The organism is Nocardia higoensis NBRC 100133 (assembly GCF_000308595.1).
GTDB lineage: Bacteria > Actinomycetota > Actinomycetes > Mycobacteriales > Mycobacteriaceae > Nocardia > Nocardia higoensis.
The window spans coordinates 12,450-33,217 of the sequence record NZ_BAGA01000020.1; the positions used below are offsets into that span (position 1 = coordinate 12,450).

The 20,768-nt window shown below is 70.4% G+C and carries 20 protein-coding genes; 11 read left to right on the plus strand and 9 right to left on the minus strand.

All coding sequences use genetic code 11. From position 1 onward, the window contains the following. Nucleotides 1-58: 58 nt before the first annotated feature. Nucleotides 59-1,669, minus strand: coding sequence for a (2,3-dihydroxybenzoyl)adenylate synthase (locus tag ON26_RS02880; protein WP_040794382.1), 1,611 nt, complete (start codon nt 1,667-1,669; stop codon nt 59-61). A gap of 93 nt (nt 1,670-1,762) precedes the next feature. Between ON26_RS02880 and ON26_RS02885 the strand changes: the two genes are divergently transcribed. The 3 genes from ON26_RS02885 (at nt 1,763) to ON26_RS02895 (ending at nt 4,554) form a co-directional block, all read left to right on the plus strand. After that, nucleotides 1,763-2,635, plus strand: a complete 873-nt coding sequence (locus tag ON26_RS02885) for an oxidoreductase (protein WP_040794383.1) — start codon at nt 1,763-1,765, stop codon at nt 2,633-2,635. Between the two features lie 111 nt (nt 2,636-2,746). Then, nucleotides 2,747-3,220 (plus strand): carboxymuconolactone decarboxylase family protein, encoded by a 474-nt coding sequence (locus ON26_RS02890; protein WP_040794384.1) that lies wholly within the window; start codon nt 2,747-2,749, stop codon nt 3,218-3,220. A 236-nt stretch (nt 3,221-3,456) separates the two neighbouring features. Then, a complete protein-coding gene (locus ON26_RS02895) occupies nt 3,457-4,554 on the plus strand; it encodes a 3-deoxy-7-phosphoheptulonate synthase (protein WP_040794385.1) in 1,098 nt (365 codons plus the stop codon). Nucleotides 4,555-4,705: 151 nt separating this feature from the next. Here the strand turns inward: ON26_RS02895 and ON26_RS02900 are convergent, their stop codons facing one another. After that, the gene (locus ON26_RS02900; protein ID WP_040794386.1) at nt 4,706-4,924 is read right to left on the minus strand and encodes a hypothetical protein; all 219 of its coding nucleotides are present in this window, start codon (nt 4,922-4,924) and stop codon (nt 4,706-4,708) included. A 182-nt stretch (nt 4,925-5,106) separates the two neighbouring features. On the opposite strand from ON26_RS02900, the gene ON26_RS02905 reads away from it, so the two are divergent. Beyond that, entirely contained in the window at nt 5,107-6,285 is a 1,179-nt protein-coding gene (locus ON26_RS02905; RefSeq protein WP_040794387.1) for a pyridoxal phosphate-dependent aminotransferase, read from the plus strand. A 57-nt stretch (nt 6,286-6,342) separates the two neighbouring features. Further along, entirely contained in the window at nt 6,343-6,894 is a 552-nt protein-coding gene (locus tag ON26_RS02910) for a dihydrofolate reductase family protein (RefSeq protein WP_040794388.1), read from the plus strand. A gap of 78 nt (nt 6,895-6,972) precedes the next feature. On the opposite strand, the gene ON26_RS02915 is transcribed toward ON26_RS02910, so the two are convergent. Beyond that, nucleotides 6,973-7,620, minus strand: coding sequence for a LysE family translocator (locus tag ON26_RS02915; RefSeq protein ID WP_040794410.1), 648 nt, complete (start codon nt 7,618-7,620; stop codon nt 6,973-6,975). Between the two features lie 239 nt (nt 7,621-7,859). On the opposite strand from ON26_RS02915, the gene ON26_RS02920 reads away from it, so the two are divergent. From ON26_RS02920 to ON26_RS02930, 3 genes are all read left to right on the plus strand, one after another. Beyond that, nucleotides 7,860-9,518, plus strand: coding sequence for a DNA repair helicase XPB (locus ON26_RS02920; RefSeq protein WP_040794389.1), 1,659 nt, complete (start codon nt 7,860-7,862; stop codon nt 9,516-9,518). A gap of 74 nt (nt 9,519-9,592) precedes the next feature. Continuing rightward, nucleotides 9,593-10,258, plus strand: a complete 666-nt coding sequence (locus ON26_RS02925; RefSeq protein WP_051026584.1) for a DUF3239 domain-containing protein — start codon at nt 9,593-9,595, stop codon at nt 10,256-10,258. Between the two features lie 188 nt (nt 10,259-10,446). Beyond that, entirely contained in the window at nt 10,447-11,847 is a 1,401-nt protein-coding gene (locus ON26_RS02930) for a M1 family metallopeptidase (RefSeq protein ID WP_040794411.1), read from the plus strand. Nucleotides 11,848-11,857: 10 nt separating this feature from the next. Here ON26_RS02930 and ON26_RS02935 read toward each other — a convergent pair whose 3' ends face one another. Further along, nucleotides 11,858-12,844 carry a hypothetical protein gene (locus ON26_RS02935; RefSeq protein ID WP_040794391.1) on the minus strand — a complete coding sequence of 329 codons (987 nt, stop codon included), beginning with the start codon at nt 12,842-12,844 and terminating at the stop codon, nt 11,858-11,860. Nucleotides 12,845-13,128: 284 nt separating this feature from the next. Between ON26_RS02935 and ON26_RS02940 the strand changes: the two genes are divergently transcribed. Further along, on the plus strand, nt 13,129-13,650 hold the full coding sequence (locus tag ON26_RS02940; protein ID WP_040794392.1) for an LppU/SCO3897 family protein: 522 nt from the start codon (nt 13,129-13,131) through the stop codon (nt 13,648-13,650). Between the two features lie 83 nt (nt 13,651-13,733). On the opposite strand, the gene ON26_RS02945 is transcribed toward ON26_RS02940, so the two are convergent. Next, nucleotides 13,734-16,019 carry a helicase-associated domain-containing protein gene (locus ON26_RS02945; protein ID WP_040794393.1) on the minus strand — a complete coding sequence of 762 codons (2,286 nt, stop codon included), beginning with the start codon at nt 16,017-16,019 and terminating at the stop codon, nt 13,734-13,736. 72 nt (nt 16,020-16,091) lie between these two features. On the opposite strand from ON26_RS02945, the gene ON26_RS02950 reads away from it, so the two are divergent. Beyond that, complete coding sequence (locus ON26_RS02950) at nt 16,092-16,280, plus strand: hypothetical protein (RefSeq protein ID WP_040794394.1); 189 nt, start codon at nt 16,092-16,094, stop codon at nt 16,278-16,280. An 81-nt stretch (nt 16,281-16,361) separates the two neighbouring features. Here ON26_RS02950 and ON26_RS02955 read toward each other — a convergent pair whose 3' ends face one another. Then, nucleotides 16,362-16,988, minus strand: a complete 627-nt coding sequence (locus tag ON26_RS02955; protein WP_040794395.1) for a resuscitation-promoting factor Rpf1 domain-containing protein — start codon at nt 16,986-16,988, stop codon at nt 16,362-16,364. 381 nt (nt 16,989-17,369) lie between these two features. Continuing rightward, nucleotides 17,370-17,597: a hypothetical protein gene (locus ON26_RS02960; RefSeq protein WP_040794396.1), complete on the minus strand. Its 228-nt coding sequence runs from the start codon at nt 17,595-17,597 to the stop codon at nt 17,370-17,372. A gap of 143 nt (nt 17,598-17,740) precedes the next feature. Here ON26_RS02960 and ON26_RS02965 point away from each other — a divergent pair, with 143 nt between their 5' ends. Beyond that, a complete protein-coding gene (locus tag ON26_RS02965) occupies nt 17,741-18,163 on the plus strand; it encodes a cold-shock protein (RefSeq protein ID WP_174375358.1) in 423 nt (140 codons plus the stop codon). A gap of 111 nt (nt 18,164-18,274) precedes the next feature. Here ON26_RS02965 and ON26_RS02970 read toward each other — a convergent pair whose 3' ends face one another. Both ON26_RS02970 and ON26_RS02975 read right to left on the minus strand, forming a co-directional pair. Next, a complete protein-coding gene (locus tag ON26_RS02970; protein WP_040794398.1) occupies nt 18,275-18,835 on the minus strand; it encodes a DUF2771 domain-containing protein in 561 nt (186 codons plus the stop codon). 80 nt (nt 18,836-18,915) lie between these two features. Then, nucleotides 18,916-20,742, minus strand: a complete 1,827-nt coding sequence (locus tag ON26_RS02975; protein WP_083883682.1) for an MFS transporter — start codon at nt 20,740-20,742, stop codon at nt 18,916-18,918. Between the last annotated feature and the right edge of the window lie 26 nt (nt 20,743-20,768).

The window sequence follows — 20,768 nt, forward strand, 5'->3', positions numbered from 1 at the left end:
GCGGCACACCTTTCCGGTGTGCCGCCCGTGCGCGTTTCCGGGTCCGTGCGGAGGTCGATCAGCTGTAGGTGGCCGCGAGGACCTTCTTGTCGATCTTGCCCACCGCGGTGACCGGAAGGACGTCGGTCTGCCGCAGCACGTCGGGCAGCTTGTAGGTGGCCAGCCCGCGTTCGCTCAGGAAGGTCTTGATCTCGGGCAGGCTCGGCATCTCGCCGTCGACCACCAGCACCGCGCACACCTTCTCGCCCAGCGCCGCGTCCGGCAGGCCGACGGCGGCCGCGTGCCGGACCGCCGGGTAGGTCAGCAGGTGCTCTTCGAGCTCGTCGCAGGAGATGTTCTCGCCGCCGCGGTTGATGACGTCCTTGATCCGGCCGGAGACGATCAGGTGCCCGGATTCCAGGCGGCGCACCAGATCCCCGCTGCGGTAGTAGCCGTCGGGGGTGAACGCGCGGGCATTGTGCTCGGGGGCGCGGTAGTAGCCGCGCAGCGTGTAGGGCCCGCGGGTCAGCAGCTCGCCCTCCTCGCCCGGCGCCACGTCGTTGCCCTCGCCGTCGACGACACGCAGCTCGTCGGCAGGCGACATCGGCCTGCCCTGGGTGGTGCAGATCAGCTCGTCGGGGTCGTCGAGGCGGGTGTAGTTGAGCAGGCCCTCGGCCATGCCGAACACCTGCTGGAGCTTCGCGCCGAGCGCGGGGGTGACCTCCCTGGCGTTCACATCGGCCAGCCGGGCGCCGCCGACTTGCAGCAGCCGCAGCGAACTCAGGTCGGCCTCTTCCCATTCCACGGCCGCGCAGTACAACTGGGCCAGCGGCGGCACCACGGCGGTGACCGTCACACCGTGGCGTTCGATGGCGGCGAAGGTGTTCTCCGGGCTCGGATCGCTGACGAAGCTCACCGCGGCGCCGACGCTCACGCTGCCGAGGATGCCCGGGCAGGCCAGCGGGAAGTTGTGCGCGGCGGGCAGGGTCGCCAGATACACGTCCTCGGCGGTGAGTTCGCAGATCTGGGCGCTGCGGGTGGCGTTGTAGACGTAGTCGTCGTGGGTGCGCGCGATCAGCTTGGGCAGGCCGGTGGTGCCGCCGGAGACCAGCATCAGCGCGATATCGGACGGATCGATCTCGGGCAGCGAATCGCCGTCACGCGCAATGCTGTTCAGGTCGGTGAAGGGGCCGGGGTCGCCGAGGACCAGGACGTGGCGCAGGCTCGGGACCTGCTGCTGCGCCGTCTTCGCCAGTTCGCGGTAGTCGAAGTCGCCGAAGGTGTCGGCGATGATGTAGCCCACCGCTTCCGACAACGCGGTGAGATGCTCGATCTCGGCCCTGCGGTGCGCGGGCAGGGTGAGTACCGGGATCGCGCCCGCGCGCAGCAGGCCGAACAGGACCGTCAGGAATTCCGGCACATTCGGCAGTTGGACGACGACCCGATCGCCGGGGGTGATGCCCAGGGCGATCAGGCCGTGCGCGATCCGGTCGGCCTCGGCGTCCACCCAGGCGTAGTCGCGGGGGCCCGCGTCGGTGCGCAGGGCGATGCGCTCGGGGTGCTGTGTCGCGGTGCTGCGCAGCAGGTCGCCGAGCGGCGTGCCCGTCCAGTAGCCCGCGGCGCGGTAGGCCTCGGCCGTCTCGGCGGGGAAGGGCACATAGCCGTCCCGGTGGTCGGTGGTTGTGGTCACGATTCCCTCACTGGGTCCGGTCGGGTCGGATCGAGTTAGGTAACCCTATCTCAAAGCCCGGTGGGCGCTGATCATCCGGGCTAGACTCTTCGCATGAGCCGCTGGGAAGCCACGGATATCCCTGATCAGACCGGTCGGACCTTCGTCGTCACCGGCGCCAACGGCGGACTCGGCGCAGCCGCCGCCCGGGCACTGGCCGCCAAGGGCGCGCAGGTCGTCATGGCCTGCCGCGATCTGGCCAAGGCCGAACGCGTTGCCGCCGAGCTGGGCCCGCACGCCGACGTCCGGTCCCTCGATCTGGCCGATCTCTCCTCGGTGCGCGCCTTCGCCGCGGGCGTCGAGCGGGTCGACGTGCTGATCAACAACGCCGGGGTGATGGCGGTGCCGCAGCGCCGGACCGCCGACGGCTTCGAAATGCAGATCGGCACCAACCATCTCGGCCACTTCGCGCTCACCGGGCTGCTGCTCGGCAAGATCACCGATCGGGTGGTCACCGTCTCCAGCGGCGCGCACGTCATCGGCGCCATCGATCTGGACGACCTGAACTGGGAGCGCAGGAAGTACCAGTCCTGGCGGGCCTACGGACAGGCCAAGCTGGCGAACCTGATGTTCGCCTACGAATTGCAGCGCAGGCTCACCGCGGCGGGTTCGCCGATCCTCTCGGTCGCCGCGCACCCCGGCTATGCCTCGACCGGTCTGCAATCGCACACCGAGACCTTCATGGATTCGATCATGGCCGTCGGCAACCGGCTGCTGGCCCAGAGCGCCGAGAACGGCGCGCTGCCGGAGCTTTTCGCCGCGACGATGCCGGTGGAGCCGGGCGCGTTCTACGGTCCGGACAAGTTCGGCGGCCTGCGTGGCCATCCCGTTCGCGTCGGGTCCACCGAGGCCTCCCGCGACGAGACGGTGGCGCGCGAGCTGTTCGCCCTGTCCGAGCGCCTCACCGGGGTCACCTACTCGATCTGAGCGTCCTGTGACCGGCATCACTCGCCGGCCTGTCACACCTCGATGGTCCGCGGCGTCGTCTGTGTGTGAGCCGCTCGGGAACGCCGGGCGCCGGACATCGAGGAGCAGATCATGGAACAGCGGTTCGACTACGCGGGACAGGAACTCGGCGCGAAGTTCGTCAAGCGGATCAACAACGCGGGCATGGTCGTCGGCGAGTCCACGCTGGCGCCCGCGACCCGCGAACTGGTGCTGCTGCGGGTCAGCCAGATCAACGGCTGCGGCTTCTGCGTCGACATGCATTTCAAGGACGCCGTCCATGCCGGCGAGGACCCGGTCCGGCTGAACATGGTCTCGGCCTGGCGCGAGGCCACCGTGTTCACCGAGTCCGAGCGTGCGGCGCTCGCGCTGGCCGAGGAGGGCACCCGGCTGGCCGACGCGCACCAGGGCGTCTCCGACGAGACCTGGGCGCAGGTCGAGAAGCACTACGACGCCGAGCAGATCGCCGCGCTCATCTCGCTGATCGCCCTGATCAACGCCTACAACCGGATGAACGTCATCAGCCGCACGCCCGCGGGCGGCTACGTTCCCGGCCAGTTCCACTGACCGGCCCGCGCGGGGCGCGGCGGTGATGTCCGTCGCCCCCGCGTCACCGTGGCGTGGGTTGCTGATAGAGTGCCTGTCGTGCAGCGCGCGTATTTCTGGTTTAGCAAGCCGGCCCCGGGTGGGCCGGTCTGCGGCAACCACCTGCGCTGACTATCCCACCCCGAGCCGGATGATGGACCGGCTCTACGGTGTTCCTGATTTCCGTGGGTCGGCCTGAAGAAAAGGAAACGACCACGATGACCACAGCGGTTGACATCGACGCACGCCATGCCGACCTCGATCACCAGCGCACCCTCGCGGTGAGCCCGTTGCGCTCGCCCGCCGAGGTGCGCATGGTCCACCGGATCACCGATGCCCATGCCGACACCGTCCGTGCGGGCCGCAAGGCCACCGTCGATGTGCTCGAAGGCGCCGACGATCGCCTGATGGTGATCGTCGGGCCGTGCTCGGTGCACGATCCCGCCGCCGCGCTGGACTACGCCCGCCGCCTGGCCGCCAAGGCCGACGAGCTGGGCGAGAACCTGCACATCGTGATGCGGGTCTACTTCGAGAAGCCGCGCACCAGCCTGGGTTGGAAGGGCCTGATCAACGATCCGCACCTGGACGGCTCGTTCGACGTCAACACCGGCCTGGGTATCGGCCGCAAGCTGCTGGTCGACATCACCGCGCTCGGGCTGCCGGTGGCCTGTGAGTTCCTCGATCCGATCACCCCCCAGTACATCGCCGATCTGGTGTCCTACGGCGCGATCGGCGCGCGCACCGCGGCCAGCCAGGTGCACCGCCAGCTCAGCAGCGCGCTGTCGATGCCGGTCGGGATCAAGAACGGCACCGACGGCGATGTGCAGGTCGCGGTGGACGGCGTGCGCGCGGCCGCGGCCAGCCACGTGTTCCCCGGCACCGATCTCGACGGCCGGGCCGCGCTGATCCGCACCTCCGGCAACCCGGACTGCCACGTCATCCTGCGTGGCGGCAGCAACGGCACCAACTACGACGCGGCCTCGGTCGCCGATGCCGGTCTGCGCCTGGAGAAGGCCGGTCTGGCCCGCCGGGTGGTGGTCGACGCCAGCCACGGCAACTCCAACAAGGACCACAACAAGCAGGTCGACGTGGTCACCGATATCGCGAACCGCATCGCCGCCGGTGAGCGCGAAGTCGTCGGCGTCATGCTGGAGAGCTTCCTGGCCGCCGGACGTCAGGATCTGACGCTGGGCCGCGCCGACGAACTGGCCTACGGTCAGTCCATCACCGACGCGTGCCTGGATTGGGATACCACCGCCGCTCAGCTCGACCGGCTGGCCGAGGCCGTCGCGGCGCGTCGCGCGACCGCGAACTGACCGGCGCCCTACCGATCGGCGCCCCTCGGACCTTCGTGCGGAGGTCCGAGGGGCGCCGAACTCATCTCAGCTGCCGAGTCCGGCTCGGTGTCGGATCCGCATCAGCCGCCTGATCGGCCCGGGCTGCCGAATCAGCCTCGGCGACACATGATCACGGGTAGGTCGAGCCGGTGAAGAAGTCGCCGGTCGAGGAGCCGAGGCCGGCATCGGGGGTGGACGAGCCCAGCCCCACGTCGCCGGTGGAGGATCCGTTGAAGAAGTCGCCCGTGCCCGCGATCAGATCGTGTGCCACTTCGCGGATCGCGCCGAGTACCGTTCCGGCCACCTCCGACGCGGCCGGATGCAGCAACAGGTCGAGATAGGCGCTCATCTGCGCCCCCTTTCATGCACCGCCGCCGAGACGGCGGTAGTGGTGTGAGGTAGAACACGAGGAGGCTAGCCGTCGCCCCGGAACCACACAACCATGCAGGTAGAAGGGCGAAAATGAATGTGAAATATAGCCTTTCGCTATCTGTTCGCAACTTTGGCGACCGCTCGGCTACTCTGCGACATATGCCAGCACGTCCCGCCACTGTCGAACGACTGCGCCCGTTCGGCGCCACGATCTTCGCCGAAATGACCGAACTCGCCGTCACGCACGACGCGGTGAATCTCGGGCAGGGCTTTCCCGATTCCGACGGACCAGCGGGGATGTTGGAGGTCGCCCGCCGGGCCATCGCCGACGGGCTGAACCAGTATCCGCCGGGGCGCGGAATGCCGGTGCTGCGCAATGCGATCGCCGCGGACCGGTTGCGCCGGTACGGCACCGAATACGATCCCGGCACCGAGATCCTGGTGACCGTCGGCGCCACCGAGGCCATCAGCGCGACCCTGCTCGGCCTGGTCGAGCCGGGCCAGGAGGTCGTGCTCATCGAGCCCTACTACGACTCCTACTCCGCGGCCGTCGCCCTGGCGGGTGCGCGGCGCCGCACCGCCCGGCTCGTCGCCGACGGCGACCGGTTCGTCCTCGACCTGGACAGCCTGCGCGCCGCCGTCACCCCGGCCACCCGGCTGATCATGCTGAACTCACCGCACAATCCCACCGGCGCCGTCCTGTCCCGCGACGATCTCGCCGCCATCGCCGAGATCGCCTGCGAGCACGACCTTCTCGTGGCCACCGACGAGGTGTACGAGCATCTGGTCTACGACGGGGCCGAACACATCAGCATCTCGACCCTGCCCGGTATGGCCGAGCGCACCGTGGTGATCTCCAGCGCCGCCAAGACCTTCAGTGTGACCGGCTGGAAGATCGGCTGGGTGTGCGCCCCGGCCTACCTGCTCGACGCGGTGCTCGCGGCCAAGCAGTTCCTGACCTTCGTCGGCGGCGGCCCGTTCCAGCCCGCCGTCGCGCACGCGCTGACCGAGGAGATGGACTGGGTCGCCCGGCTGCGGGATTCGTTGTCGGACAGGCGCACCCGTCTCTCCGCCGCGCTGGCAGCGAGCGGCTTCGAGGTGAAGGCGAGCGACGGCGGCTATTTCGTCTGCGCGGACATCACTGCGCTCGGCGAGACCGACGGTCTGGCCTTCTGTCGCGCGCTGCCCGCCTCGCTCGGGGTCGCGGCCGTGCCGGTGAGCGTGTTCGCCGACAACAAGGAGCCGTGGCAGAGCCTGGTGCGCTTCACCTTCTGCAAGCGCGACGAGACCCTCGACGAGGGCGTCCGGCGACTGCGCAAGGGAGCGAGCCGGTCCTGACCGAAGTCGCAGGCAAACCTGACACTCCCTGACGGGTCTGCCTGCGACGATCGTCGCATGACGACGAAGTACTACACCGCCTCCAGTCTCGACGGCTTCCTCGCCGACGAGGACAACTCGCTGACCTGGCTCTTCGCCGTGGACGACGACGGCCGCAGCGGCGAGGAGATCGCCGCGTTCATCGCCGACCTGAGCGCCATGTGCATGGGCGCGACCACCTACGAGTGGCTGCTGGCCAACGAACCCCCGGAGACCTGGACGAAGACCTACGGCGATATGCCCTGCTGGATCTTCACCCACCGCGACCTGCCCGCCATTCCCGGCGCCAACCTGCGTTTCGTCTCCGGCGACGTCGCCGCCGTGCACCGGGAGATGGCGGAGGTCGCGGGCGAGGGCCACATCTGGGTGGTGGGCGGGGGCGACCTGGCCGGCCAGTTCGCCGACGCCGGCCTGCTCGACGAGGTGATCGTGTCCATCGCCCCGGTCACCCTCGGCTCCGGCGCGCCCCTGCTGCCCCGCCGCATCCTCTCCGACCGCCTGCGCCTGACCTCCTCGTCCACCATGGGTCAGTTCGCCGTGCTCAGCTATGCGGTGAGCGCTCCGGCCTGACCGGGTCCCGGCCGCAGCGCCGGTCGGCCCCGGGGGCTACGACGTCCCCGGGGCCGCGCTGCTGCGGGCGCCGGATGGTCAGGCGGGGGCAGGCCGGGTGCGATCGGCGACCAGGAAGACGGCGACGCCGGCCAGCATGGTGCCCATGACGTAGCGCTGGGTGCGCAACCAGAGCGGGCGGCGGGTCAGGAAGCCGACCAGGCCGCCCGCGGCGAGCACGATCGATGCGTTGACGGCCAGGGCCACGGTGATCTGCACCGCGCCCAGGGCCAGGCTCTGCAACCAGACGGGGCTGTGCCCGGGGCGGACGAACTGCGGGATCAGCGCCATGTACATGACGGCGATCTTCGGATTGAGCAGATTGGTGACCAGCCCCATCGTGAACAGCCTGCGCGGCGGGTCGGTGGGGAGATCGGCCGGGGCGAACACCGAGACCCCGCCGGGACGCAGCGCGTTCCAGGCCAGCCACAGCAGGTAGGCCGCGCCCGCCAGCTTCACCGCCAGATACAGGCCGGGCACCACCGCGAACACCGCCGTGATGCCCGCTGTCGCCGCCGCCAGGTACACCGCGAAACCGGCCGCCACCCCGCCGAGGGACACCAGTCCGGCCCGTCTGCCCTGCGCGACCGTGCGGGAGACCAGATACATCATGTTCGGTCCCGGGGTGAGCACCATCGCCAGCGCCGCCGCCGCCGCGACACCGAGAACCGCCGCCGTCTCGATCATGCTCATGATCCTCACCTGCCCCGCCTGTCGTGTCTCGGTCCACTCGGCACCGGCTGGCATGGCCTCCCGAGCGGACCCGTCCGGAACAAAACCGCCGCCCCGGACGCTGTACCGGCGAGAACGCGCCGTGGGGAGTGTCGGCGGGGTCGGGGACAATGGGCACAACCCCCTACCAGGGACAGGGCAGCGCCGAGCTGTGCGGGCAGACCCGTGCCGGTGCGCCGAGACGAGGAGAGACTGTGACCGACGGTCCGCTGATCGTGCAAAGTGACAAGACCCTGCTGCTGGAGGTCGACCACGAACTGGCCGACGCCGCCCGGCAGGCCATCGCGCCGTTCGCCGAACTCGAACGCGCCCCGGAGCACGTGCACACCTACCGGGTGACCCCGCTGGCGCTGTGGAACGCGCGCGCGGCCGGGCACGACGCCGAGCAGGTCGTCGACGCACTGGTCAGCTTCTCGCGCTACGCGGTGCCCCAGCCGCTGCTGGTCGACATCGTCGACACCATGGCCCGCTACGGCCGCCTGCAGCTGGTCAAGCATCCCGCGCACGGGCTCACCCTGGTGAGCCTGGACCGCGCGGTGCTCGAGGAAGTGTTGCGGCACAAGAAGATCGCCCCGATGCTGGGCGCGCGCATCGACGACGACACGGTGATCGTGCACCCCTCCGAACGTGGCCGGATCAAGCAGATGCTGCTCAAGATCGGCTGGCCCGCCGACGACCTGGCCGGTTATGTCGACGGCGAGGCGCACGCGATCGACCTCGACTACGAGGGCGGGCACTGGCAGCTGCGCGATTACCAGGAACTGGCCGCCGATTCGTTCTGGGCGGGTGGTTCCGGCGTGGTGGTGCTGCCCTGCGGCGCGGGCAAGACGATGGTCGGCGCGGCCGCGATGGCCAAGGCCAAGGCGACCACCCTGATCCTGGTGACCAACACCGTCGCGGGCAGGCAATGGCGGCGCGAACTGCTGGCGCGCACCTCGCTCACCGAGGACGAGATCGGCGAGTACTCCGGCGAGCGCAAGGAGATCCGCCCGGTCACCATCGCCACCTATCAGGTGATCACCCGGCGCACCAAGGGCGAGTACAAGCACCTGGAGCTGTTCGACAGCCGCGACTGGGGCCTGGTGATCTACGACGAGGTGCACCTGCTGCCCGCGCCGGTCTTCCGGATGACCGCCGATCTGCAGTCCCGGCGCAGGCTGGGCCTGACCGCGACGCTGGTGCGCGAGGACGGCCGCGAGGGCGATGTGTTCTCCCTCATCGGCCCCAAGCGCTACGACGCGCCGTGGAAGGACATCGAGGCGCAGGGCTGGATCGCGCCCGCCGAGTGCATCGAGGTGCGCGTCACGCTCACCGACGCCGAGCGGATGGCCTACGCCACCGCCGAGCCGGAGGAACGCTACAAGCTGTGCTCGACCGCGCACACCAAGGTCGCGGTGGTCGAGTCCATCCTCGACAGGCATCCCGATTCCCAGAAACTGGTGATCGGCGCCTACCTCGACCAGCTCGAGGAACTGGGCGCGGCGCTGGATGCGCCGGTGATCCAGGGCTCGACCAAGACCAAGGAACGCGAGGCGCTCTTCGACGCCTTCCGGCGCGGCGAGATCCCGGTGCTGGTGGTGAGCAAGGTCGCCAACTTCTCCATCGACCTGCCCGAGGCCTCGGTGGCGGTGCAGGTGTCGGGCACCTTCGGCTCGCGGCAGGAGGAGGCCCAGCGCCTCGGCCGGCTGCTGCGTCCCAAACACGACGGCGGCCAGGCGCACTTCTATTCGGTGGTCTCCCGCGACACCCTCGACGCCGACTACGCCGCGCACCGGCAGCGCTTCCTCGCCGAGCAGGGTTACGCGTACCGCATCACCGACGCCGACGATCTGCTCGGTCCGGCGATCGGGTGAGCGCGCCGGTCGGGCAACAGACGCGGCCGGATAAGTGGAGGCAAAACCTCCACAACGTGTGCTAGGAAGAATACGTGCGAAGCTTCGAATTCGCGGTGGACCGGGGGCATGCACACGCGGTGAACGAGGTGCTCGCCGACATGCGTCGCCGTCGCCTGCTCGCGATCGCCGCCGCGATCGCCTCGGCACTGGTGACCACCCTGCTCGTCCGCCTGGACCATCCGTGGTCCTATCTGCTCGCGGTGGCCTCGGCACTCGGCACGATCATCGCCCTGTGGGTGGCGCTGCGCGCGCCGCGCCGGTCGAGCATCGAACACCTCTACGCCACCGGCGAACTGGTGCCCGCGGTCGTCGCCCACATCCGGCCCCGCGCCCTGGTGCTGCTGGCCCTGGTCGATGTGGCAGGTCCGGAGTCGCCCGGTCCTCGCTACGCGCTGGTGACCCGCCGGGTCCGCGATCTGCCCGGTCACGAGAAGCGTCCCGGCGAGCGGGTGCCCGCGGTGGCGGTGCGTATCGACACGGCGCCGCGGCCGGTGGGGGAGCGCTGGCAGTCGGTGGACGCCATGCCGATCGCCTGGGGCACCACCGACGCGGCGGTCATCGAGCGGGCCCGCGCGGCCATCACCGAAGCGGAGTGGCGACTGCTCGCCGACAATCTCGCGCTCGCCGAGAAAGTGCGGCGAACCACCGCCAAACGCCTGCTGCTCGACCACCGGCAACTGCCCGACCTGGGCGGTTGATCCGGCGGACGCGGAGCGCGGGTACTCGCTCGATAGTCCGGCGCCGGGCCGCGGCGCATTCACGCGGGTTCGGTGCCGTCCGGCGGAGCGCGGCGGCGCGTCGGGCGGCCGGGTGGTCCCGAAGCGCTAGCGTGCACGGTGGACCCGGCTCTCCGGCCGGGCGGCGGCGCGGAAAAGGGGTGGCAGCGGTGCGATCGGCGATTCTCGGCGCGGTGGTGGTCGGCGTGCTGCTCGCGGGCACGAGCGAGGCAGCGGCGCAACCGGATCCGTTCGTCGGCGCGCCGGGGCTCGGCGACCCCTACTACCCGCTCGACGGTAACGGTGGCTACGACGTGCGCCACTACGACATCACCATCGCCTACGATCCGCCGAGCCGGCGGCTGGACGGCACCGCCCGCATCGACGCGGTGACCACTCAGCCGCTGCGCGCGTTCAACCTCGACTACAGCGGCCCGCCGGTCACCGGCGTGACGGTCAACCGGCTCCCGGCCGCCTTCGACCGCAATGGCGAACACGAGCTCACCGTCACCCCCTTGCTGCCCCTGTTGCCGGGCCTGCCGGTCATCGTGGAGGTCGCCTACAGCGGCGAGGTGATCGAGAACTCAGGGGAGGGCTGGACGTTCTCTCCCAGCGGCGGCGCTTTCGTCGCCGGTGAGCCACATTCGGCCACCAGCTGGTACCCGCTCAACGACACTCCGCTGGACAAGGCGACTTTCACACTGCGCGCCACCGTCCCCGCCGAGTGGCAGGTCGTCTCCATCGGCAGGCGCACCGGCGACGCGGTGACGGGTGCCTCGCGCACCGTCACCTGGGAGTCGCGGCAGCCGGTGATCGGCTACCTCACCACCGTCGCCGTCGACCGGTTCACCTTCCTCGACCAGCGCCGCGCCGACGGCACCCCGCTGCTGAGCGCCTTCGCCCCCGCGGCCGAGGACAAGATCGCCCTCGAACGCAGGCTGCCGCAGATCCTCGACGTCATCGAGCAGCTCTACGGTCCGTATCCCTTCGACACCGCGGGCGGCATCCACCTCGACACCGTGCTGCCGTTCTCGCTGGAGACCCAGACCCGCCCGCTGTACGCGCCGTGGACCGACCTGAACACGGTCGTGCACGAGATCGCCCACCAGTGGTGGGGCGATTCGGTGACGATCCGGAACTGGTCCGACATCTGCCTGCACGAATGCTTCGCCAGCTACACCGCGGACTACCTCTGGCCGGAACGCGTCGAGGGGCTCGATGTGGACGCGCACTACCGCGCGACTCTCGCCGATCACAGCAGCTCGCCGGAATTCTGGGAAATCCCGCTGCAGAATCCCGGCGCTGGACGGGAATTCAAGTCGGTCTACTCCCGTGGACCACTGTTCCTGCACGCCCTGCGCAGGCTGATCGGCGACGACGTGTTCTTCGCCGCGCTGCCGGAATTCCAGGCTCGCCACGCGTACGGGAACGCCACCATGGCCGACCTCCGCGCGTTCGTGCAATCGAAGACAGGAACGGATCTGACCGGATTCTTCTCCGCCTGGCTCGACGGGACCACCCCGCCGCCGACGGAATATCTCTACCCCGCGGATCTGCGCCCGCGGGGATAGCCGAACGCGGTCAGTCGCGGGCGGAGTCCGCCGCGTCGGACAGCTTCCGCACCCGATCGCGTGCCCGCTGTACCCGGCGCTCGGCCAGTTCGGTCCGCCGCTGCGCCGAATCCAGCTCGTCCTGGGCGGAGCGTTGCGCGGTGCGGGCGAACCGGCGTTGCTGCTCGGCGTGGTCCAGTTCCGCGCGCAGCCGTTCGATCTCGGCCTCACCGTGCAGCAGGGCCTGATCTGCGCGCTCGGCCCGGGCGTGGGCGGATTCCAGTGCCTCGCGATCGGATTCGAGCGCTTCCAGCAGGTCGTCGAGTTCCCCGCGGGCGCGGTCGAGTTCGCGCCGGGCGCGGGTCTGCCGGTCGGTCCGTGCGGTGGTCCCGGCCTTTTTCGCGCGCGGCTTCTTCTCGGGTTCTGTTTTCGTATCCGGGCGTGTCCGCGCGGTGTCGTGCTGCTCGGCGGGGCGCCTGTCGGCGTCGTGCGCGCGGGGCGCGGGGCGGTCGTCCGTGCCGTCCACCGCGACCAGGTCGGGGCCCGCGGGGCCGAAGCCCGAGTAGGTCTCGGCGGTGGCGAGTGTCCCGGTGCGCACCCGCTCGCCGATCTCGGAGTCGGCCAGCGCGGCATTGAGGGTCCCGATCACCTCGCGGAGCGCATTCTCCGACAATCGTTTTCCCTGGTCGGCGGCGAGTTCACCGGCTCGGCGGGCGAGCGCGGAGACGACCTGCCGACGTTGCGTGGTCAGCGTGCGCAACTGGTCGCCGGACAGTTCGCGCTGGGCCCGGCGCAGCGCATCGCCGAGCGAGAGCAGCGCCGATACCTCCTCGGGCGCTTGCCTGGCCAGCAGATTCACCGCCCAGGCGGTGAGGGTGGGTTTGCGCAGGGCGCCGATGGCGGCGGCGAGTTCCTTGTCGCCGGCGCGATTCGCGGCGGCGGCATGCTCGTTGCGGGCCGCGACGAAATCGGCCGGTACCCGGCCGTACAAGTCGACGGCGACCTCTTCCAGCGGCATACTTCCCAAGCGTAACGACCCGGCCCCGGCGCGCGACACTGTCCATGAATTGGACAAACGTCCACCTCGTGGGCGATCTCTGAAAGGCTTTTCCCAGTGGAACTTTCCGGTTACCTCCTCATCGGCCAGCTTCTTCCGCGCATCATCGGCCTGTCTCTGCTGGGTCTGCAGGGTCTCAACGGCTGAGGCCGGGTCGGCGCTGACGTCTCCGGCGCACGCGCGGGTATTCTCCTCGTCGTTCACGAAAATCACCGTGAACGACATTCGGTGAGAGAGGTTTTCACGTGAAGTTCCGGGGACCGAGGCTGCTGGCGCGCATTGTGCTCGCCCTCCTTGCGGCGGCTGCGCTCGCGGTCGTGATGAGTGGCTGTTCGGCCATCGACGACGCGACGAAGTCCGATGTGGCCAAGACCAAGGTCGGCGACTGCATCAACATCACCGACAATTCGCCGACCGCCACCGAAGGCGAACCCGCCGACTGCTCCGCGCCGCAGGCGGTCTACAAGGTGTACTCGAGTTCCGACGAGCAGGCCGAGTGCGCCTCCAACGAGTACACCAGCTACACCGAGCAGTTGCCGACCGGCGGCACCACGTTCCTGTGCCTGGCGCCGAACTTCGCGCAGGACGCCTGCTACAACGACGTCGGCACCTCCCCCTACAAGTGGGTGGACTGCTCCTCCGCCGACGCGACCTTCAAGGTCGTGCAACGCATCGACGGCGAGACCGACGAACTGCTCTGCGACAGCGGCAAAGAGTTCATCGTCGTCTCCGATCCCAAGACGCTGTTCTGCCTGAGCGCTCCCTAGAGCCCTCGGTACCCCCCTCGAGCGCCGCATACCGGGGCTCGGCGTGCATCCGGCCTCCGCTCGTCGAGCGGGGGCCGGTTCGCTCACTCCAGCAGCGCCACGGAGGCGATGCGATGCAGGGTGAAGTGCCGCACCGCGCCGGTCACCGGGTCGAGCGCGTCGAGCTGGCCGTTGCCGATCTTCAGCGGCTCGACGACCCGCTGCAAGGCCATACCCTGGGCATCCACGTAGCCGATGTTCACCGGCCGCCGCGCTCGCGCCGCCAGTTGCAGCAGCGCGAGTGTCGCGGCCGTTGTCGTCCTGGTGCCGTCCGAGCGCACCGCCTGTCCCGAGCGCGCCCCGGCCGCCCGCTCGCCCGCTCGCAGCTCGGCGACCAGCAGGGCGAGTTGCTCGCTGTTCGGCGGCATGGGCCGGTAGGCCTGCCTGGCGTTGGGCCGGGTCGGGATGCGCGCCCCGCGCGGGCGCAGGTCCACGATGCCGCCGGAGGAATCCTCTCCGGCCGGCGCGAAACCCGCCGCGCGCAATTGCTCGAGCACCTCGCCCAGCGGCGCCTGGGAGATGGCCACCGTCGGCGCGACCGCCCGCAGCGCGAGCAGACCGGCCACCGGCGCGGCCAGCACCTGGGCCAGCAGTGCCGGATCGTCACTGCGCACGAACGACTGCGCCATGCCCGCCCTGAGTTGCCCGTGCCTGCGCGCCACGTCGTCGATGAGGTAGGTCAGTGCCTGCGGCACCGGGGTGCGCGAGCGGGTGGCGAACAGGCTGTGCAGCTCGGCGGCGGTCAGGCCGGCGTCGAGCGCGCGGCGCACCGAGCCCTCCCCGATCCGGTACACCGTGGCCGCGCCGGCCGACTCGATGTCGGCGACCAGGGCCATCCGCTGGGCCAGTTCCCCGACCAGCGGTCCGGGCGCGATCACCGTCAGGTCCGCCTGTACCAGCACGTGATCCACCGGCGCGGGCAGCGCGGCGTCCATCTCGGCCTCGGCGTCGGCGGCCGAGGTGACCGCCTCGTGCAGCAGCGCCCTGGCGGCCGGGGCCACCGCGCCGCGCCCGAGCAGGCCGAGCGCCGAAGCCTCGGCGAGCGTGTGCTCCACCGCCTCGCGGCGGAAGTGCCTGCGCCGCCGCGGTTGCCGCCAGGCCAGCACCCGCCCCAGGTCGGCCGGATCCAGTGCGGTGCCGGAGGGTTGCTCGGCGAGCAGGCCGAGGATCGCGCGGCGGTCGCGCGGGGCGTGCGGGGCGCGCAACTCGGCCGAGAGCGCGGCCAGCGGCTTGTCGGTGCTGTCGCGCATCCCGATCATCCACGGCATCCGGTCCAGGTCCAGCCAGACCATCGCCAGCACCGTCCAGCGACGCGCGGGCGGACCGTCCAGCCAGGCGTCCGAGGCCGGGGTGGGCGCCCAGTAGTCGTCCACCGAATCGGAATCGGGCTCGGGCTCGGGCAAACCCTTCTCGATGAGCTTGGCGGCGGCGAGCACCTCGGTCAGCAGCGCGGCCCGGTTCTCATCGATACCGGTCTGCTTGGCGATGCGGCGCAGCTCCCGCACTCCGAGCCCGCCCGCCCGCAGCGCCGGGGCGGGCGACCGGCTCAGCGCCGCGAGGATATCGGCGCAATGGCGCAGCAGCTCACCGACTTCGCCGGCGGCGACGGCGGCGACCTCGGACGGCGCGTGCTTGGTCGGCGCGGTGCGCGGCGGGGTCAACACGTTCGGGGCGGTCACCGGTTCCCGGCGCAGCATCTGCGCGACGGTCACCGGCAACTCCACGGTCTCCTCGTCGATCCGGTCGAGCAGGCGCCGGGCGATCAGCCGGGGGACCGGCCGGTCGGCCGGCGCGTCCGGGGCGGCGTCCCTGGTGCGGCCGCGCGGGCCCGTGGTGGCCAGTTTGTCCAGCAGCGCGCGCTCGGGCCCGCCGAGTTCGGCCAGCGCGGCCTCGATCTCGGGTTCGGTGAGCGCGTCGGAGAGCTCCACCGCCGCGCCCTGCGGCCAGGGCAACGCCTCGGCGGCCGCCGGGACCAGGCGAAGGGTATCGGCGTCGAGCCAGACCAGCGCCCGTCCGGTCAGCCGCTCCAGCGCGGTGTCCATCGCGGTCTTGGTCGCGCGGCCCTTCCACAACGCGTGCAGGGCTTTCCGGGTCAGCGGCTCGGCGTCGGCGCGAGCGCGGGTGGCCAGCAGGTCGATGATCGCGAATTCCAGGGTGTCCAGATCCTCGGTGGCTCGCAGCACCGAGGCCCGCTGCTCGGCTCGCGCCGCCAGCACCGTCATCGACGAGGGCAGCGGCACGGCCAGATCCGGGCGGGCCTGCAACAGCGCGACCAACTGGGCATCGCTGCGGGCGGCCAGCCACCCCGCCAGGGAATCGGTCGTGCTCATCCTGACCACCCTACGACGCCTCCGGTGCCGCACCGGAGGCACGCCGGAATCGGTTCGTGCCAGAATGACCGTGTGGTGAACAAATCGAAGAAGCCCTATGTGGACAATGGATGGCCCGAAGTGGCGCACGGAGACCATGCGGTCACCGAACTCGCTGCGAACCGGGCCGGCAATCTCTCGCCCTACGGGGAGGACACCGAATTCCCGCTGCCCGCCGAGAGCCTGCCGTACCGGCACCCGCACACGGTGGTCAACCGCTGATCCGGGACACGCCGCAGAGTACGACAAGGCCCCCGCCTCGATGAGGCGGGGGCCTTGTTCGTTGTAGCCGTTCCGGGGAACTCAGGAGGGCAGCAGGCCCTGGTTCGCCTCGAAGAAGTTGACCACGTGCGGATCCAGCTGCACATTGCTGGACTTGGCGGCGTTGAAGAAGTCGAGCGCGGGCTGCGGGATCTGTACGCCCTGCTGCTGGACGGTCGCGATCGCGCGATCGACGGCCTGGAACAGGTCCTGGTTGGGATCGGCCTGGGCCTGCGGAGCCGGCTGCGAGGGGTTCCAGCCGAACGATTCGGGGGCGGTCGGGGCTTCGCGCAGGGTCGGCGCGCTGCTCAGGCCGAGCTTGGCGGAGCAGGAGGGCCAGGCGCCCCAGCCCTGCGAGGCGAGCACCTTCTCGGCGACCACGATCTGCTCTTCGCGGGAGGCTTGGTTCGCGGTGGCAGCGAACTCGCCGCCGCCGTGCGCCTTCCAGGTGCTGGGCGAGAACTGCAGGCCGCCTTGGTAACCGTTGCCGGTATTGATGCCCCAGTTGCCGCCGGCCTCGCACTGCGCGAGGCGATCCCAGTCGGAGTCGGGAGCCGCGCTGGCGTTTCCGGCGAGGGCGGCACCAGCGGTACCGAAGATCGCGCCGGTGACGGCGACCTTGGCAACAGTGCGCCCGGTGGAGGTCGGCTTGCGATGGCGTCCACTCATATCGGGTGTCTTCCTCTCGTACGCACCTGCGAGGATTCGCTCGGGTTCGGACTGAGAGGTCGTCCGTCCCGCCCTCACCCCTGAGGCCGTCGGGTGTCCGGTACCCGCGGGGCGAGGTTCGGTGCGGCGGGCCGGTGGTGCCGGGAATGCCCGGCTGGGATAGACCGTACGACGGTTCCGGAGAAAAATCACTATTTGGTAACCGGTGTGTGCGCACCGGTCTCGTGGCGGTCTCGACTGCACGTGCAGGCGTACGCGCAGCTAGAAGCCGGGTACGCGCGCGGCTGCGTCGCCGAGACCCGGCCGTGATCTCACCGTTATGTGATGAGGATCACACTATGGTTCGTAACGGATGCCGACCGGGGTAACCGGTCTCGCGCGTCAGCGCGACCGCCTGCCCGACCACAGCGCGAAGGCCAGTGCGAGCAGGAAGCCGACCGGCGCGAGCATGGCGGTCAGGTACAGCCACAGTGCCGGGTCGCTGTCGGAGACGATCGAGAAGACGAAGATGGCGATGATCGCCAGCAGGCCCGCGGTGAACAGCGTGAGCGCCAGTTTCAGCAGCCAGTTGCCGGAGCGGGGCGAGCCGGAGCGGGGGGAGTTGGTCACCGCTGCACCGTAAAACTGATGTGCTCGGCGTATCGTCACCGGGGTAGACTCGGGGGTAATCGCGTCCTGCACCATATGTGGGGCGCGTTCTTGTGCTCGGACCAGCGGGGTCCGGGTGTCGAAACGATGAACGGGTGAGCGCAGTGCCGACCGGCCGGGTGAAGTGGTACGACGTCGAAAAGGGCTTCGGCTTCCTGTCCCAGGACGAGGGGGAGGACGTCTACGTCCGCTCCTCGGCGCTGCCCGAAGGGGTCGAAGGGCTCAAGCCGGGGCAGCGCGTCGAATTCGGCATGGCGGCCGGCCGCCGCGGCCCGCAGGCGCTGAGCCTCAAGCTCATCGACGCCCCGCCGTCCCTGCGCCAGAGCCAGGGCTCCGAGCGCGGTCGCAAGGAGCCCGCGGGTCCGCGGCGCGCGCCCGACGAGCTGCACGGCCTGGTCGAGGACATGATCACGCTGCTCGAGACCAAGGTGCAGCCGGACCTGCGCAAGGGGCGCTATCCCGATCGCAAGACCGCCCGCACCATCTCCGATGTCGTCCGCGCGGTCGCCCGCGAGCTCGATCACTGAGACCCTGATCGCCGCGACCTGCTTACGAACGAGGCCCCGCCGACCGGCGGGGCCTCGTTCGTAAGCGATCACGGCCGCAGGCAGACGGTCACGGCCGAGCGGGCGCCTGCCTCACTGCTCGACGTCGCCGCCGAGCGTGCCCGTCCGGATGGACCAGGAGGCGTGCGGCACGGTCGTCTCCCGGCCGGTCTCGTCGATCGCGGGGACCGGGAGCTGGATCTCGACGCCGATCAGGCGCAGGTCCGGTGTGGGCCGGGAGTCGATGGTCAGCGCCACCGTGCCCGGCTCGTAGTCGGAGTGGTAGATCTCCCTGGTGAGGATCTGGTTGTCGCCGGGCAACGCGTAGACGAGCAGGCCCTGCCACGGCGCGTCGGCGATCGCCGGGGGCAGGGACAGTTGCAGCGGATAGCCGGGTGGGGTCTCCAGATCGACGACCGGGTTCTGCCTGCAGTCCGACATCTCCAGCCGGTCCTCGCCGACCAGGCGCAGATCGCAGTACTGGTACGGGGCGACGGTGACGGCGGTGCCGTGCGCGTACGCGGTGATCTCCGGATCGTGGTGGGGTGCGTTGCGCACCGCGATCGCCACCACACCCGCGGTGACCGCGACCAGCACCAGCAGTCCCACACCGACCAGCGCCGCGATCACACGTCCGCGCCCTGTCCCGCTCATCGTGCCGCCCGCTCTGCACGCCGGTCACTCACCACTGGACCACTCACCGCTGGATCACTCAACTCGGCGTTCTCCCGTCACTACTCGTCTCGGCTCTTCCCGGATTGCCGTCGCGGTGGGGCGACGGTGGCGTGCACTTCCTGCTCCGCGTGCTGGGGCCGGTTGCCGCCGAGGCCGGGCAGCAGGTTATGACCCCGGTAGCTCAGGAAGGTCTGGGCCAGCCCGAGCACGAGTATTCCCGATACCACGGCGAAGCCGATCCAGTACTCGGTCGGCAGCAGCACGCCCGCCGCACCGCCGATCACCCAGCTCAGCTGTAGCGCCGTCTCCGACCGCCCGAAGCCGGACGCGATCGACTCCGGCGGCAGATCGTCCTGGATGGAGGCGTCCAGCGACACCTTGGCCAGCGCGCTGGCCGCCGAGGCCACCAGCGCGGCCACCACCGCGCCGAGCAGGTTGTCGGCGAACACCGCGAACAGCGCCACGCCCGCGCAGGCGGCGGTGCAGCTGACCACGATCACCGAGGGCCGGCCCAGTGCGAGCCGCGCGCCGGTGGCGTTGCCCGCGAAGTTGCCGATGCCCGCGGCGGCGCCCACCGCGCCGAGCATCAGCGCCTGCTGGAGGGGCCGGTGCTCGGTGGCCTTGGCGACGAAGGCGATGTAGAAGGTGAGGAAGCCGGTCAGCACCCGGATGGAGCTGTTGCCCCACAGCCCGGAGACCACCGCGCGGCCCAGCGGCTGCCTGCGCTTACGGGCGGGCACGGCGGATTCGGTGCCCGGCCGCAGCACCTCGGTGCGCACGTCGTCGCCGTGATAGCCGAAGGTGGCGGGCACCTCGCCCTCGGTGGCCTCGACCCAGCGCGGGATGCGCAGGCTCAGATAGGCGCCGCCGATCGCGATGAGGGTCGCCAGGATCAGCGATCCGGTGGAGCCGGCGACGGCGGCGACCAACCCGGCCACCGCGCCGGCGCCGATGGTGCCGCCGACCAGGCCGAAGACCGTCAGCCGGGAATTGGTGCGGACCAGGTCTATCTCCGGCGGCAGCACGCGGGGCGTCACCGCGCTCTTCAGCACGGCGAACGATTTGGAGCCGATCATCATGCCCAGCGCCAGCGGATACAGTGCCCAGGAGTCGAACTCCAGTACCAGGATCACCGCCAGCACCGCGCGCACCCCGAACGAGGTGGCCAGCGCCAGCCTGCGCCCGCGCTGCAACCGGTCCAGCAACGGGCCGATGAGCGGGGCGATCACCGCGAACGGCGCGATGGTGATCAGCAGGTACAGGGCGACCTTGGACTTGCTCTCAGCCGTCGCGCTGGCGAAGAACAGGGTGTTGGCCAGCGAGACCGCGATGGCGGCGTCCAGGGCGAAGTTCGCCATGGTGGCGTAGGTGAGGGCGGTCAAGCCGGACTTGTCGGCGCCGTCGGCCTTGGCCGCGCGCTGGAAGGTGGCGATGCCCTTCTCGGTCAGCTGCCTGCCGCGCATGGCGGCCACCCTGGTCACGGTCAGCTTGCGCGGCACCTGCGGCTCACCGAGCGGACGGGCCTGCTCCTCGGCGGAGTCCCGGCCGCCCGGTGGCCTGGTCGGCGGGGCGGGTGTGGCCGGAGACTGCGCGGTGCGCGGCGGCTGGTCACGTCCTGGTGCGGTGGACTGGCCCAACGGTGTGGTCGGTGGCGTGGAATTGCCCTGCGGGCCGCGCTTTTCGAGCGGGCCGAGCGGCGGGCGGCTGGGTGCGTAGCGTTCGGGATCGAGCGGGGGCAGCGGGGTGCGCCGTCGCGCGGGGGAGACCGGCGGCGGGTACCGGTCGTACCCGGGATGCCGTTCGATCGGTGGTGGTTCGTCACCGTTCCGCGGACCGCCGTCCCACGGACCACGCTCGGGACCGTGCGGATCGCGGGAGGTAGTCACCCCCCAATTCTGGCGCACTCCGTCGC

Coding starts and splice junctions, on each gene's coding strand:
- ON26_RS02885 (WP_040794383.1), top strand. CDS start 1,763: ATGAGCCGCTGGGAAGCCACGGATATCCCTGATCAGACCGGTCGGACC.
- ON26_RS02890 (WP_040794384.1), top strand. CDS start 2,747: ATGGAACAGCGGTTCGACTACGCGGGACAGGAACTCGGCGCGAAGTTC.
- ON26_RS02895 (WP_040794385.1), top strand. CDS start 3,457: ATGACCACAGCGGTTGACATCGACGCACGCCATGCCGACCTCGATCAC.
- ON26_RS02900 (WP_040794386.1), bottom strand. CDS start 4,924: ATGAGCGCCTATCTCGACCTGTTGCTGCATCCGGCCGCGTCGGAGGTG.
- ON26_RS02905 (WP_040794387.1), top strand. CDS start 5,107: ATGCCAGCACGTCCCGCCACTGTCGAACGACTGCGCCCGTTCGGCGCC.
- ON26_RS02910 (WP_040794388.1), top strand. CDS start 6,343: ATGACGACGAAGTACTACACCGCCTCCAGTCTCGACGGCTTCCTCGCC.
- ON26_RS02915 (WP_040794410.1), bottom strand. CDS start 7,620: ATGATCGAGACGGCGGCGGTTCTCGGTGTCGCGGCGGCGGCGGCGCTG.
- ON26_RS02935 (WP_040794391.1), bottom strand. CDS start 12,844: ATGCCGCTGGAAGAGGTCGCCGTCGACTTGTACGGCCGGGTACCGGCC.
- ON26_RS02945 (WP_040794393.1), bottom strand. CDS start 16,019: ATGAGCACGACCGATTCCCTGGCGGGGTGGCTGGCCGCCCGCAGCGAT.
- ON26_RS02955 (WP_040794395.1), bottom strand. CDS start 16,988: ATGAGTGGACGCCATCGCAAGCCGACCTCCACCGGGCGCACTGTTGCC.
- ON26_RS02970 (WP_040794398.1), bottom strand. CDS start 18,835: ATGAGCGGGACAGGGCGCGGACGTGTGATCGCGGCGCTGGTCGGTGTG.